Origin of the sequence: Streptomyces sp. NPDC005706 (assembly GCF_040631045.1) — a bacterium.
GTDB lineage: Bacteria > Actinomycetota > Actinomycetes > Streptomycetales > Streptomycetaceae > Streptomyces.
Map to the genome: position 1 here is coordinate 17,005 of NZ_JBEXYS010000009.1, position 13,954 is coordinate 30,958.

The 13,954-nt window shown below is 72.5% G+C and carries 15 protein-coding genes and 1 riboswitch; of the genes, 6 read left to right on the forward strand and 9 right to left on the reverse strand.

What is annotated here, in order from left to right:
- Window positions 1-18 precede the first annotated feature (18 nt).
- Window positions 19-1,047, forward strand: coding sequence for a 6-phosphofructokinase (locus tag ABZ478_RS17455; RefSeq protein WP_359550093.1), 1,029 nt, complete (start codon window positions 19-21; stop codon window positions 1,045-1,047).
- A gap of 80 nt (window positions 1,048-1,127) precedes the next feature.
- On the opposite strand, the gene ABZ478_RS17460 is transcribed toward ABZ478_RS17455, so the two are convergent.
- Complete coding sequence (locus ABZ478_RS17460; protein ID WP_359550096.1) at window positions 1,128-3,026, reverse strand: anthranilate synthase family protein; 1,899 nt, start codon at window positions 3,024-3,026, stop codon at window positions 1,128-1,130.
- Window positions 3,027-3,130: 104 nt separating this feature from the next.
- Entirely contained in the window at window positions 3,131-3,187 is a 57-nt protein-coding gene (locus ABZ478_RS17465) for a trp operon leader peptide (protein WP_115913573.1), read from the reverse strand.
- Between the two features lie 105 nt (window positions 3,188-3,292).
- Here ABZ478_RS17465 and ABZ478_RS17470 point away from each other — a divergent pair, with 105 nt between their 5' ends.
- Both ABZ478_RS17470 and ABZ478_RS17475 read left to right on the forward strand, forming a co-directional pair.
- On the forward strand, window positions 3,293-4,645 hold the full coding sequence (locus ABZ478_RS17470; protein WP_359550099.1) for a class II 3-deoxy-7-phosphoheptulonate synthase: 1,353 nt from the start codon (window positions 3,293-3,295) through the stop codon (window positions 4,643-4,645).
- Between the two features lie 136 nt (window positions 4,646-4,781).
- Complete coding sequence (locus ABZ478_RS17475; protein WP_359550101.1) at window positions 4,782-5,006, forward strand: (2Fe-2S)-binding protein; 225 nt, start codon at window positions 4,782-4,784, stop codon at window positions 5,004-5,006.
- A 23-nt stretch (window positions 5,007-5,029) separates the two neighbouring features.
- Here the strand turns inward: ABZ478_RS17475 and bfr are convergent, their stop codons facing one another.
- Entirely contained in the window at window positions 5,030-5,548 is a 519-nt protein-coding gene (gene bfr, locus ABZ478_RS17480; protein ID WP_359550486.1) for a bacterioferritin, read from the reverse strand.
- A 174-nt stretch (window positions 5,549-5,722) separates the two neighbouring features.
- Here bfr and ABZ478_RS17485 point away from each other — a divergent pair, with 174 nt between their 5' ends.
- Complete coding sequence (locus ABZ478_RS17485; protein WP_359550103.1) at window positions 5,723-6,355, forward strand: sulfite oxidase-like oxidoreductase; 633 nt, start codon at window positions 5,723-5,725, stop codon at window positions 6,353-6,355.
- A gap of 19 nt (window positions 6,356-6,374) precedes the next feature.
- Here the strand turns inward: ABZ478_RS17485 and ABZ478_RS17490 are convergent, their stop codons facing one another.
- From ABZ478_RS17490 to thiO, 6 genes are all read right to left on the reverse strand, one after another.
- Window positions 6,375-6,911, reverse strand: a complete 537-nt coding sequence (locus ABZ478_RS17490) for a DUF4396 domain-containing protein (RefSeq protein WP_359550106.1) — start codon at window positions 6,909-6,911, stop codon at window positions 6,375-6,377.
- Between the two features lie 77 nt (window positions 6,912-6,988).
- Entirely contained in the window at window positions 6,989-7,891 is a 903-nt protein-coding gene (locus ABZ478_RS17495) for a deoxyribonuclease IV (RefSeq protein ID WP_359550109.1), read from the reverse strand.
- A gap of 65 nt (window positions 7,892-7,956) precedes the next feature.
- The gene (pknB, locus tag ABZ478_RS17500) at window positions 7,957-9,882 is read right to left on the reverse strand and encodes a Stk1 family PASTA domain-containing Ser/Thr kinase (RefSeq protein ID WP_359550111.1); all 1,926 of its coding nucleotides are present in this window, start codon (window positions 9,880-9,882) and stop codon (window positions 7,957-7,959) included.
- A gap of 102 nt (window positions 9,883-9,984) precedes the next feature.
- Window positions 9,985-10,779 carry a thiazole synthase gene (locus tag ABZ478_RS17505; RefSeq protein WP_359550113.1) on the reverse strand — a complete coding sequence of 265 codons (795 nt, stop codon included), beginning with the start codon at window positions 10,777-10,779 and terminating at the stop codon, window positions 9,985-9,987.
- A 2-nt stretch (window positions 10,780-10,781) separates the two neighbouring features.
- Entirely contained in the window at window positions 10,782-10,982 is a 201-nt protein-coding gene (gene thiS / locus ABZ478_RS17510; protein ID WP_358931296.1) for a sulfur carrier protein ThiS, read from the reverse strand.
- 2 nt (window positions 10,983-10,984) lie between these two features.
- A complete protein-coding gene (thiO, locus tag ABZ478_RS17515; protein ID WP_359550115.1) occupies window positions 10,985-12,145 on the reverse strand; it encodes a glycine oxidase ThiO in 1,161 nt (386 codons plus the stop codon).
- Window positions 12,143-12,254: riboswitch (TPP riboswitch) on the reverse strand. It overlaps the preceding gene by 3 nt.
- A 52-nt stretch (window positions 12,255-12,306) precedes the next feature.
- Between thiO and ABZ478_RS17520 the strand changes: the two genes are divergently transcribed.
- The gene (locus ABZ478_RS17520) at window positions 12,307-12,657 is read left to right on the forward strand and encodes a hypothetical protein (protein ID WP_359550118.1); all 351 of its coding nucleotides are present in this window, start codon (window positions 12,307-12,309) and stop codon (window positions 12,655-12,657) included.
- 32 nt (window positions 12,658-12,689) lie between these two features.
- Window positions 12,690-13,922, forward strand: a complete 1,233-nt coding sequence (locus ABZ478_RS17525) for an FAD-dependent oxidoreductase (protein WP_359550120.1) — start codon at window positions 12,690-12,692, stop codon at window positions 13,920-13,922.
- The last annotated feature ends 32 nt before the right edge of the window (window positions 13,923-13,954 follow it).

Consider the following 13,954-nt stretch of genomic DNA (forward strand, 5'->3'; position numbering starts at 1 on the left):
GGTGAAGGGACGTGTGGCATGCGGGTGGGAGTACTGACCGGGGGCGGTGACTGCCCCGGCCTCAACGCCGTCATCCGGGCAGTCGTCCGCAAGGGCGTGCAGGAGTACGGATACGACTTCGTCGGCTTCCGGGACGGCTGGCGGGGCCCGCTCGAGAACTACACGGTGCGCCTCGACATCCCCGCGGTGCGCGGCATCCTGCCCCGCGGGGGCACCGTGCTCGGCTCCTCGCGGACCAACCCCCTCAAGGTGGAGGGCGGCATCCGCCGCATCAAGGAGAACCTGGCCAAGCAGGAGGTCGACGCGCTCGTCGCGATCGGTGGCGAGGACACCCTCGGTGTCGCCGCCCGCCTCTCCGACGAGTACGGCGTGCCCTGCGTCGGCGTGCCGAAGACCATCGACAACGACCTGTCCGCCACCGACTACACCTTCGGCTTCGACACCGCGGTCGGCATCGCCACCGAGGCCATCGACCGCCTGCACACCACCGCCGAGTCCCACATGCGGGTCCTGGTCTGCGAGGTGATGGGCCGTCACGCCGGCTGGATCGCCCTGCACTCCGGGCTGGCCGGCGGCGCCAACGTCATCCTCATCCCCGAGCAGCGCTTCGACCTCGACCAGGTGTGCGCCTGGATCACCTCCCGCTTCAAGGCCTCGTACGCCCCGATCGTCGTCGTCGCCGAGGGCGCCATGCCCAAGGACGGCGACATGGTCCTCAAGGACGAGTCGCTGGACTCCTTCGGGCACGTCCGGCTCTCCGGGGTCGGCGAGTGGCTGGCCAAGGAGATCGAGAAGCGCACCGGCAAGGAGGCCCGCACGACCGTGCTCGGGCACATCCAGCGCGGTGGCACCCCCAGCGCCTTCGACCGCTGGCTCGCCACCCGCTTCGGCCTGCACGCCATCGACTGCGTGCGCGACGGCGACTTCGGCAAGATGGTCGCCCTGCGCGGCACCGACATCGTGCGCGTCCCGATCGCCGAGGCCACCGCCAAGCTCAAGACGGTGGACCCGAAGCTGTACGACGAGGTCGGAGTGTTCTTCGGCTGACGGAACGTCAGGGCCGGCGGCGGAGGCCCGGGGACCGCGATCCGGTCTCCGGGCGCCCCGGCCGTCAGTCCGTCAGCCCGTCAGACCGCCCCGCTCACCCCGCGCAGCTCGCCGATCAGCTCCCGCACGACCGCCGCCCCGTTCAGGGTCAGCACCGACTCCGGGTGGAACTGCACCCCGGCGAACCCGGGGCCGCGCACCGCGTGCACCTCCCCGTTCTCCGCCCGGCTCACCTCCACGTGGTGCGCGGCCAGCTCCCGGGCGGCCTCGTCGTCGCAGCGGGCCGTGAAGCTGTTGTAGAAGCCGACCGTCTCCGGCCGCCCGAACAGGTCGATCGTGGTCTGCGCCCCCTGGTACGGGACCTCCTTGCGGACGATCTCGAGACCCAGCTCCGCCGCGATCAGCTCGTGCCCCAGGCAGACCCCGAGCACACCGTGCCGGTGCTCCCCGACCACCGCGGCGGCCAGGTCCCGCAGGACGCGCATCTTCGGGTCGGCCGGGTCGGACGGGTCGCCCGGGCCCGGCCCCAGCACCACCGGCCCCGGGTGCGCGAGCACGGTCCGGCGCAGCCCCGGCTCGTCGTAGCGCCGGACCGTCACCTCCAGCCCGGCGGAGCGCAGCACGTGCGCCAGCATCGCCGTGAAGGTGTCCTCGCCGTCGACGACGAGCGCGTGCCCCGCGAGGGCGTCGGAGCGCTCCTGCATCCGCAGCCAGAACGGGGCGAGGGAGGCCCGGCGCCCGTCCAGCGCGGCCCGCACCCGGGGGTCGTCGGCCAGCCGCGGGCGCCTGCGCTCCGTGCGCGGCGCGGACGGCCGTACCCCGAGGGCCGCGAGCACTCCCGCCGCCTTCGCGTGCGTCTCCGCCACCTCGCCCGCCGGATCCGAGCCGCGCACCAGCGTCGCGCCCACCGGGACGCGCAGCCGGCCTCCCCCACTCTCGGCTTCGCTCGAGCGGGAGGTGCCCCCATGGGCGATGTCGGCGGTGCGGATCAGGATGGGGGAGTCCAGCGTCTGGGCACCGCCGGAGTCCCGCCCGAGCAGGGCCAGCGCGCCCGCGTAGTAGCCGCGTCCGCCGGCCTCGTGCCGTTCGATCACCCGGCAGGCGTTCTGCACCGGCGATCCGGTGACGGTGGCCGCGAACATGGTCTCCCGCAGCACCTCCCGCGCGTCCAGGGAGGACTTCCCGCGCAGCTCGTACTCGGTGTGCGCGAGGTGCGCCATCTCCTTCAGGCGCGGCCCGACGACCACCCCGCCCATGTCGCCGACGGTGCACATCATCTTCAGTTCCTCGTCGACGACCATGGACAGCTCCTCGATCTCCTTGCCGTCGGCGAGGAAGTCCAGCAGATGCTCCGGCGTCGGCCCCCCGGCCGGATAGCGGTACGTCCCGCTGATCGGGTTCATCACGACCGTCCCGCCCGACATCCGCACGTGCACCTCCGGGCTGGCGCCGACCAGCGTCCGTTCCGGGGTGTGGACCAGGAACGTCCAGTAGGCGCCCCGCTCGCCCTCCAGCAGCCGCCGGAACAGTGCCAGCGCGTCCGCCCGCCCGAAGCCGGGGATCCCGCCCTCGTACGTCCGCCGGATCACGAAGTTGGCGCCCTCGCCCCCGCCGATCTCCTCGCGCAGCACCCGCCCGACGATCTCGGCGTACTCCTCGTCGCCGACGTCGAAGCCCCCGCCCTCGACCCGCACCTCATGGCCGGGCAGCGACCGCAGGGCCTCGGCGAGCGGGAACTCGTACGACTCCTCGGGGGTCAGCACCAGCAGCGGGGTGCCGTCGTCCCGGACGTCGAAGCCGCGCTCGCGGATCTGCCGGAACGGGACGAGCGCCAGGCCCTCGTCGGGCAGGTCGGCCAGCTTGTCCCGGGCGGTGACGGGGCCGAGCAGCAGCTCCACCGGGTGCTCGTCCCGGCCCGGGGTGCGCCGGCGGAGCAGCGCGAAGGGGCGGGGGTCGGACAACAGGTCCTTGAGGTTCACGGGTGGGGCTCCTTCTCGGTCGTCTGCCTGACGGAGAGGAACGGCCCGGAAAACACCGAAGGCCGCCCCTCGGGCGGCCTTCGCGAAGTCTTGCGTACGCGCAGTCAGTGGGCCGCCGGATGAGCGGTCCACCACCAGTTCTGGATCGAAAGCGCGAACATGCCGGAAACCCTACCGCACCGGCCCGGCGTCCACGGGGCAAACTGTCCGTCTCACCCTTCGAGCCGAAAGCAGAGCATGCGACACGACCCCGTAATGTTTGAGGGGTGACCGTGAACGCTAAGACCAGCGCGAGCGCTGGCAACACCTGGCGAGACCTGCCCGCGGCGCAGCAGCCCGAGTACCCCGACACCGAGGCTCTGCGCGCAGTGATCGCGGACCTCGAGTCGTATCCGCCGCTCGTCTTCGCGGGCGAGTGCGACCAGCTGCGCGCCCGGATGGCGGCCGTCGCCAAGGGAGAGGCGTTCCTCCTCCAGGGCGGCGACTGCGCCGAGGCCTTCGACGCGGTGTCCGCCGACCACATCCGCAACAAGCTCAAGACGCTGCTCCAGATGGGTGCCGTCCTGACCTACGCGGCCTCCGTGCCGGTGGTCAAGGTGGGCCGGATCGCCGGCCAGTACTCCAAGCCGCGCTCCAAGCCGACCGAGACCCGGGACGGCGTGACGCTGCCGACCTACCGCGGCGACTCCGTCAACGGCTTCGACTTCACCGAGGAATCCCGCGTCCCGGACCCCGAGCGGCTGAAGCGCATGTACAACGCCTCGGCCTCCACGCTGAACCTGGTGCGCGCCTTCACCACCGGCGGCTACGCCGACCTGCGCCAGGTGCACGCCTGGAACCAGGACTTCGTGAAGTCCTCCCCGTCCGGGCAGCGCTACGAGCAGCTGGCGCGGGAGATCGACAGCGCGCTGAACTTCATGCGGGCCTGCGGGACCGACCCGGAGGAGTTCAAGACCGTCGAGTTCTTCTCCTCGCACGAGGCGCTGCTGCTGGACTACGAGTCCGCCCTGACCCGGGTCGACTCCCGCACCGGCAAGCTGTACGACGTCTCCGGGCACATGGTGTGGATCGGTGAGCGCACCCGGCAGCTCGACGGCGCGCACATCGAGTTCGCCTCGCGCATCCGCAACCCGATCGGCATCAAGCTCGGCCCGACCACCACGGCCGAGGAGGCGCTGCGTTACATCGACCGCCTCGACCCCGAGCGGGAGCCGGGCCGGCTGACCTTCATCGTCCGCATGGGCGCCGACAAGATCCGCGACCGGCTCCCCGAGCTGGTCGAGAAGGTCACGGCGTCCGGCGCCACGGTGGCCTGGGTGACCGACCCGATGCACGGCAACACCTTCGAGGCGGCCTCCGGCCACAAGACCCGCCGCTTCGACGACGTGCTCGACGAGGTCAAGGGCTTCTTCGAGGTGCACAAGGGGCTCGGCACCCACCCGGGCGGCATCCACGTGGAGCTGACCGGCGACGACGTCACCGAGTGCGTGGGCGGCGGCGACGAGATCTTCGTCGACGATCTGCACCAGCGCTACGAGACGGCCTGCGACCCGCGGCTGAACCGCAGCCAGTCCCTCGACCTGGCGTTCCTCGTCGCGGAGATGTACCGCGACCAGTGAGTGATCTGGGGCGCGGATCACACCGGATCCGCGCCCCACGCACTTTTGCGCCCTCGACGCGATGGGTAAGGTTAGGTTTGCCTCACCGGGAACGGGACGGCATGACAACAGCGACCCAGTCGGGAGGTGAATCCGCGTGTACGTCTGCAGCTGCTTCGGCATCACCGAGGCCCAGGTCAAGCAGCACGCGGAGGACGGTGCCGGCACCCCCCGCCAGATAGCCTCCGCCTGCAAGGCCGGCACGGACTGCGGCGGCTGCGTACGGCGCATCCAGGCACTGCTCGGCCGGGGCGCCTGCCCCCGCCGGGAACTGATCGACCGGCGCACACCGGCCCTCGGCCGGCTGGACGACGCCGCCTGACACGCGCCGCCCCGCGCGGCCGCTCAGTGCGTGGAGAAGCCCCCGGTGCCCGGTCCCGACGGGTCGGGCTGGCTCTGCTCGATCACGGTCGACAGGTAGAGCGCCTCACCGAGCTTGTCCACGAGCTCGAGCTGGGTGTCGAGGTAGTCGATGTGGTGCTCCTCGTCTGCCAGGATCGCCTCGAAGATGTTCGCCGACGTGATGTCGTCCTTCTCGCGCATCAGCTGGACGCCGCGGCGCAGCCGGTCGATGGCCTCCACCTCGATCTGCCGGTCGGCCCGGAACATCTCGGCCACCGTCTGCCCGACCTGCACATGGAAGAGCCGCTGGTAGTTCGGCAGGCCGTCCAGCAGCAGGATGCGGTCGGTGAGGACCTCCGCGTGCCGCATCTCGTCGAACGACTCGGCCCGGGTGTACTGGGCGAGCTTCGTCCATCCCTTGTGGTCCTGCAGCTTGGCGTGCAGGAAGTACTGGTTGATCGCGGTCAGCTCGGCGGTCAGCTGCTCGTTGAGCAGTTCGATGACCTCGGGGTCGCCCTGCATCGCGATGGACTCCTTCACGTGGTCGAACCAGGTCGCTAGCGCCGCATGATTTCACCGGCCGGGAAGATCGTCCAGTAAGTGCGTACTAATTACGTAAGTGGCGCACTAATGGCATTTGTCCGGCTCGGGGGTGGGTGGTCAAGGGCACTGCCCGAGGTCTGTCAGGATGGATACATGGGTCATCCGGTGGAGCGAGCGTCTGGAGAAGCGGCAGGGCCCGAGCTTCCGCCGGGGCAGCGGCTGCAGCGTGGCTGGCCGGTCACGCACTACGGTCCGGTGCCGAAGTTCCGGCCCGAGCGCTGGGAGTTCCGCGTCTTCGGCGCCACCGCCGACGGCGACCAGCACACCTGGGGCCATGAGGAGTTCACCGCGCTGCCCTACACCACCGTGGTGGCCGATCTGCACTGCGTGACGAAGTACAGCATGACCGGCGCGGAGTGGGGCGGCGTCCCGGCCCGCGCGGTGCTGGACCTCGCCCCGCCGGCCGCGGACGTCACCCATGTGATGGTGTGGGCGGAGTACGGGTTCAGCTCCAACCTGCGGCTCGCGGACTTCGCCTCCGACCGCACGATCTTCGCCACCCACAAGGACGGCGAACTCCTCACCGCCGAACACGGCTTCCCGGTCCGCCTGATCGTCCCGAACCTGTACGCCTGGAAGGGCCCCAAGTGGGTCCGGGGCGTGGAGTACATGACCGCCGACCGCCGCGGCTTCTGGGAGGAGCGCGGCTACCACAACATCGGCGACCCCTGGAAGGAGCAGCGCTACTCCTACCAGGAAGAGCCCGGGGAGGGCCCCGAGCTCTGATCCTGGCGTCCGTGCCGGGTCAGTGGTGGTACTGGTGCACCACGGCGTGCCCCTTGCCCCGCCCGATCGTCCACTTGTTGACCGGGGTGGTCACGACGAAGGCGATCACCAGCGAGACGGCCAGCGAGATCCAGAACAGCGCGTCGGCGAGGGTGGCGTCCATCGCGGACGGCCAGACCAGGATCACCCCGTTGTCGATCAGCTCCATCACGGCGATGGACAGGGTGTCCGCGGCCAGGGCCACCCGGATCGCGGTCCGCAGGTCGACACCGGCCCGCAGGACCCCGCGCATGGTGAGCGAGTAGCCGAAGAAGAAGGCCAGGACGATCGCCAGCAGGGTGGTCGGCAGGTTCCCCCAGCCGGCCGCGGTGCCGATGACCATGCCGAGCACCTCGCCGATGGCGCAGCCGGTGAGGCAGTGCAGGGTGGCCTGCGCGGCCGTCGCCCAGCTTGCCGTGCCGGAGCCGTGGCCGGATCCGTGGTCGTGACCCTGGCCGTGCCCCTGCCCCTGGTGCTGGTGCTGGTGCTGGTGCTCGGTGTGTGCCGTGTGCTCCATGACGTCCCCCAATGCCGGACGGGCGGTTCCCGTACCCACCGGAACCGCATACCCCCTGGGGGTATTCCCCGTGAGGGTCAGGAATCCCGGAGCTTCTTCAGCCGCGCGACGTCCGCCGCGTGCCCCTCTTTGCCGCCGGGGGTCTCGATGACGAGCGGCACGCCCGCCGTCGCCGGGTGGGTCATCAGCGCCCGGAACGGGTCCTCGCCGATGTGACCGGCGCCGATGTTCTCGTGCCGGTCCTTGTGCGCGCCGGCCACGTCCTTGGAGTCGTTGGCGTGGATCAGCTTCAGCCTGCCCTCGCCGACGGTGCCCACCAGCAGATCGAGCGTCTGGTGCATGCCGCTGGGGCCGGTCAGGTCGTGCCCGGCGGCGAAGATGTGGCAGGTGTCCAGGCAGACGCCGAGCTTCGGATGGGCGTCCAGCGCCTCGAAGTACGGCCCGAAGTCCCAGGTGCGCGAGCACAGCGAGGCGCCCTGCCCGGCGGTCGACTCCAGCAGCAGGAACGGGTCGTCGTCGTGGGTCAGCTCGTCCAGCAGCGGCAGCAGATGGGCGCGCACCTGCTTCAGCGCCACCTCGCGCGCCCGCCCGCCGGTCGCGCTGCCCGTGTGCACCACCACGCCGAGCGCCCCGATCTCCCGACCGCGTCGCAGCGAGTGCCGCAGCGACTCCACCGAGCGCTCCACGGTCGCCTCGGTGTGCGAGCCGAAGTTGATCAGATAAGGAGCATGGACATACGCCGGGACCGACTCCGCGGCGCACGCCTCACGGAACGCCTCGTCCTGCCGCGGGTTCCCGGCCGGGGTGGCCCACCCGCGCGGGTTGGCGACGAAGACCTGCACGGTCTCGGCCTTCAGTTCGCGGGCGTAGGACAGCCCCACCGAGTGCAGACCGCCGGCCACCGGGACGTGACCGCCGATCGGGTTGCGGGCGGAGCCCGGGAGGGTCGGGGCGGCGGGGCGGGACGGCTGGGATGTCACCCGTTCAGGGTGTCATGCCGTCCCCCGCCGCCGGACCGCGGTCCCCGGTGACCCCGCTCACCGGGTCAGCGGATGGTGATCGTGATCGTCGACCCCTTGGGCGCCTTCTCGCCCGCGTCCACCGACTGCTCCTTCACGGTGTCGCCGAACAGCCCGAGCAGGCCCCGGTCCTCGTTCACCTCGAAGCCGGCGGCCTCCAGCCGCTGTGTGGCGTCGTCCACGCTCGACCCGACCACGTCCGGCACCGTCACCATCACCGGGCCCTTGGACAGGGTCAGCGTCACCGTGTCGCCCTCGGCGGCCCGGCTGCCGGCCCCCGGGGTCTGCCGGGCCACCTGGCCCTTGTCGTACTCGGAGTTGACCTGCTGCGCGGAGATCCGCACCTTCAGACCCGCGTCCTCCAGGTCCTGCCGGGCGCTGTCCGGGTCCTCACCGGTGACGTCCGGCACGTCGACCGGGTTGCCCTTGCTGACCAGGAGCGCGATCGCCGAGCCCGCGTGCCGCTTGACACCCGTCTGCGGGTCGGTGCTGATCACCGATCCCCGGTCCACGCTGTCGCTGAAGGCACGGTTGACCATGCCCGGCTCCAGCCCGGCCGACCTCAGCCGCGAGCGCGCCTCGCCCAGCGGCACCCCGCGCAGGTCGGGCACCTTCACGATCTCCGGGCCCCGGGAGATGACGAGGGTCACGGAGCCGTTGCCCCGGATGCGGGACCCGGCCGTCGGATCGGTGCTGATGACGGTGCCGCTGCCGACCGTGTCGTTGTACTCGCGCTTGATCTCCTTGACGTGGAGCCCGGACGACTTCAGCCGCGCCGTCGCCTGCTCCTCGGTCTTGGCCAGCAGCGGAGGGACCTTGGTGAACTGCCCGGAGTTGATGTACCAGACGCCCGCGCCCACGCCGAGGACCACGAGCACGGCGGCGACGAGCGCGGCGAGCCGGCGTCCCGGCCGCAGCGGCGCCCGCCGTTCGGGCACCGGCGGGCTCTGCAGCCGGCTGGTGTGCCGGACGTCCGCCGGGCCGTCGTCCTCGTTGACGGGCAGCGGCCGGGGCACGGTCAGCGAGCGCGGGATCACGCTCGTACGGTCCCCGGCGTTGTCGTGCTCCGCGGACAGCGCCTGCGGCGGCACGGCGTCCAGCTGACCGGCGCTGAGCCCGGCCCGGGCCCGCAGCACCTGGCCGAGCAGCGCGGCGGCGTCGTCCGGCCGGAGGTCCGGGGTGCGCGCGGTCGCCGAGGCGACCAGCTCGTCCAGCTCCGGCGGCAGCCCCGGTACGAGCGCGGAGGGCGGCGGCACGTCCTCGTGGATGTGCTTGTACAGGATCTGCGCCGGGGAGTCCCCGGAGTGCGGCTTGCCGCCCGTCAGCATCTCGTAGAGGACGACACCGCAGGCGTAGACGTCGACACGCGGGTCGGCGGTGCCCTGCTCCATCTGCTCGGGAGCGAGATACGACACGGTCCCGAGGACGGAGCCCGTGGTGCTGGTCACCGTGTCGACCGACCGCACCAGCCCGAAGTCGGCGACCTTGACCCGCCCGTCATCGCCTATCAGCACGTTCTCGGGCTTCATGTCCCGGTGCACGAACCCGGCCCGGTGCGCGGCGCCGAGCGCGGCGAGCACCGGCTCCAGGATGTCCAGCGCCGCCCGCGGCTGAAGCGCCCCCCGCTCGCGCAGCACGTCCCGCAGCGTGCACCCCGCGACGTACTCCATCGCCAGATACACGTAGGACGCGTCGGTGCCCTGGTCGAAGACCTGCACCACGTTGGGGTGGGCGAGCCGGGCGACCGACTTGGCCTCGCGGATGAACCGGTCCACGAACGACCCGTCGGCAGCCAGGGCCGGGTGCATCACCTTGAGCGCGAGCACGCGGTCCAGGCGGGTGTCCAGGGCCCGGTAGACCGTGGCCATCCCGCCGACGGCGATCCGCGCTTCGACGCGATAGCGTCCGTCGAGCACCTGCCCGACGAGCGGGTCCTGAAGGGTCGTATCCACGCAGGCGAGTGTACGAGGACCGACGGACACCGCCGTGCGCTGCGCCGTTCCGGTGACGTACTGCAGCAGACCTGTGACTGTCCCGCGAGGCGGAAGGGCGAACTAGAACGCGGGCCGCTCGGGGTCCAGGTCGGCGCGGCCCCCGGTGGGGGAGGAGGCCTCGGCGAAGTGCCTGCGCGGGATCCGGCCCGCCAGCCGGGCCAGCCGCCCCGCCTCCACCGCGTGCCGCATCGCCGCCGCCATCGTCTCGGGCCGCTGGGCCCGCGTCACGGCGGAGGCGAGCATCACACCGGCGCAGCCCAGCTCCATCGCCAGCGCGACGTCCGAGGCCGTACCGGCGCCCGCGTCCAGGATCACCGGCACGCGCGCGTGCTCCACGATGAGCTGGAAGTTGTGCGGGTTGCGGATCCCGAGCCCGGAGCCGATCGGGGAGCCCAGCGGCATCACCGCCGCACAGCCCACGTCCTCCAGCTTCCGCGCGAGCACCGGATCGTCGTTGGTGTACGGCAGCACCGTGAACCCGTCGTCGACCAGCGTCTCCGCCGCCTCCAGCAGCTCCACCGGATCCGGCAGCAGGGTGCGCTCGTCGGCGATGACCTCCAGCTTCACCAGGTCGGTGCCCAGCGCCTCGCGCGCCAGCCGGGCCGTCAGCACGGCCTCCCCGGCGGTGAAGCAGCCCGCGGTGTTCGGCAGCACCCGGATGCCCAGCCTCTCCAGCACCGACAGCACCGAGCCGTGCACCCCGGGATCGACCCGCCGCATGGCCACGGTGGTCAGCTCCGTGCCGGAGGCGACCAGCGCGCGCTCCAGCACGTCCAGGCTGGGCGCGCCGCCGGTGCCCATGATCAGCCGGGACCCGAAGGGCACCCCGCCCACCAGGAAGGGATCGTCGGTCATGGTCAGCCTCCCTGGACGGCGGTGAGGACCTCGACACGGTCACCGTCGAGGAGCGCGGTGGCCGCCCACCGCGCGCGCGGTACGACGGTCTCGTTGACGGCCGCGGCCACCCCGGAGGGTGCCACGGTCAGGGTCTTCACCAGCGCGTCCAGCGCGGTGCCCGGGGCGATCTCCCGGCGCTCGCCGTTGACCGAGACACAGATGCTCATGCGGGCTGCTCCACGAGTGCGGCGCCGAAGCGCTCCGGGGTGAACGGACGGGCTGTCTCCGGCAGCTCGCCGCCGGTCAGCAGCTCGGCCATGACGTCTCCGGTGACGGGAGTGAGCAGCACGCCGTTGCGGTAGTGCCCGGTGGCCAGCAGCAGCCCGTCGAGCCCGGACGGGCCGAGCAGCGGGGCGTTGTCGGGGGAACCGGGGCGCAGACCGGCCCGGGTCTCGGTCAGGGGCAGCTCGGTGATCCCCGGCACCAGCTCATGGGCGTCGCGCAGCAGCTCGTACACGCCTCCCGCGGTCACCGTGGTGTCCCAGCCCAGCTCCTCGCTGGTCGCGCCGACGACCAGCTCGCCGTTCTCCCGGGGCACCAGGTAGACCTGGCTGCCGCGCACCACCGCCCGCACGGTACGGCTCAGGAACGGCGCGTACCGCCGGGGCACGGTCAGCCGCAGCACCTGCCCCTTCACCGGCCGCACCGGGGGCAGCAGATCGTCCGGGACGCCCGCGAGACGCCCGCTGAGGCTGCCGCCGGCGAGCACCACCCGGCCCGCGCCCAGCCGGGTGCCGTCCGCCGCGGTGACCCCGGCGGCCCGGCCCCCGGCGACGTCGAGCCGCTCGGCCCAGCACCGGTGGAACACCACCCCGGCCCGCTCGCACGCGTCCACCAGGGCGGACGCCAGCCGTCGGGGGTCGATCTGGTGGTCGCCGTCGACCCGCAGCCCGCCCCGCACCCCGGGCGCGAGCATCGGTTCGAGGCGCCGGCACTCCCGCCCCGACAGCCACTCGGAGTCGAGCCCCGAGCGCCGCTGCAGGGCGTGCAGCTCCCGCAGATGGGCGCGGTCGTCCGAGTCGAGCGCCACGGCGAGCGTGCCGCAGCGCCGGTAGCCCAGGTCGTGACCGGTCAGTTCGGTCAGCTCGGCCGCGAAGTCCGGGTAGCGGCGGGCCGATTCCAGGTTGAGGGCGAGCAGTTTCTCCTCGCCGTAGTGCAGTTCGGTGACCGCGGCCAGCATCCCCGCAGCGACCCGCGCGGCTCCGCCGCCGGGCTCGGGGTCCACCACGGCCGTGGTGAGCCCGCGCTGCGCGGCACGCCAGGCCGTGACCAGGCCGATGATCCCGCCCCCGATGACGAGGACGTCGGACGTACGTGACGGCATGGGCGTCCAGCCCCTCCCTTCGCCGGCATGACCCGGATCAGGTTCGTACGGTCGGAGGCCGCCAGCCTCCCTCTCAGCCCGGTGCGTCCGGGCTCCCGCGAGTGCTTGTACGGTGGCCACCCTAGCCCTCGGCCCCCCGACCCCGTAAGGAGCCCCGCCCCATGGCCCGCTCGCTCGACGGACTCTTCCTCGCCCCGGTGGCGGACCAGGCCCCGGGTCAGGTGGGTACGCGCACCCGCTTCGCCTACCACGAGCAAGGCGGCGAGATCTGGGCCGAGTACGCGGGCGGCGACGTGGTGCGCGGCCATCTGGTCGGCACCCGGGAGGGCGACCGGCTGGACTTCCGTTACGTACAGCTCAAGCAGGACGGGACCACCTCCTCGGGGCACTGCGTGTCGACGGTCGTGGAGCTGCCCGACGGGCGGGTGCGGCTGGAGGAGACCTGGGAGTGGGAGTCGCAGGAGGGCGCCGGGACCAGCGTCGTGGAGCAGGTCACCGAGCACGCCCGCTGACTGACGTTCCGTCAGTTGTCTAAGGTGATCGGGTGAGCGAGCAGACAGCACAGCAGGACACGCCGCCGCGGCGGCGCGTGGTGGTCGCCGGCGCGGGCATGGCCGGGGTGCAGACCGCGGTGGCCCTGCGGGAACAGGGCTTCACGGGCACCGTCACCCTGATCGGCGCCGAGCCCCACCAGCCCTACGACCGGCCGCCGCTGTCCAAGGCCGTGCTCCTCGGCACGGCCGAGGGCTCCGCCTTCGACGTGGACTTCGAGTCCCTCGGCATCGAACTCAGGCTCGGCTGCGAGGCGCTGGGTGTGCGCCCCGCCGACCACGAACTGGACACCGAGGCCGGTCCCGTGCCGTACGACGTCCTGGTCCTCGCCACCGGCGCCGAGCCGGTCACACTGCCCGGCACCGAGGGCGTGCCCGGCGTGCACCTGCTGCGCACCCTGGACGACGCCGAGCGGCTGCGGCCGGTGCTGGCCCGGCAGCACGACATCGTGGTCGTCGGCGCGGGCTGGATCGGCGCCGAGTTCGCCACCGCCGCCCGCGAGGCGGGCTGCGCCGTGACCGTCGTGGAGGCCGCCGACCGGCCGCTCGCCGGCGCGCTGCCCGCCGAGGTCGCCGCGCCCATGACCGCCTGGTACGCCGACAGCGGCGCCGAACTGCGCACGGACGCGCGCGTGGAGCGCGTGGAACCGGGTGCGGTGCTGCTCGACGACGGCACCCGGCTGCCCGCGGACGCCGTCGTGGTCGGCATCGGCGCCCGCCCCGCCACCGCCTGGCTGGCCGGCTCCGGCATCGAGCTGGGCCCGCAGGGCGAGATCCTCGCCGACGACCGGCTGCGCGCCTCCGCCGAGGACGTGTACGCCGTCGGCGACTGCGCCTCCTTCCCGTCCGCCCGCTACGGCGCCCGGCTGCTGGTCCACCACTGGGACAACGCCCTGCAGGGGCCGCGCACGGTCGCCGCGAACATCCTCGGCGAGATCCCCGCGGTCTACGACCCGGTGCCGTACTTCTGGTCGGAGCAGTTCGGCCGGTTCGTCCAGTACGCGGGCCACCACGCCGCCGCCGACCGCATGGTGTGGCGCGGCGAGCCGGACGGCCCCGCCTGGTCCGTCTGCTGGCTGCGCGAGGACCGGCTGGTGGCCCTGCTGGCCGTGGGCCGGCCCCGCGACCTGGCCCAGGGCCGGCGGCTGATCGAGACGGGCCGCCGCATGGACCCCGAGGTCCTGGCCGACCCGGCGCGGCCCCTGAAGAGCGCCACCCTCGACTAGGGGGGTGGCCCCCACGCGGACCGGCCTGGCTT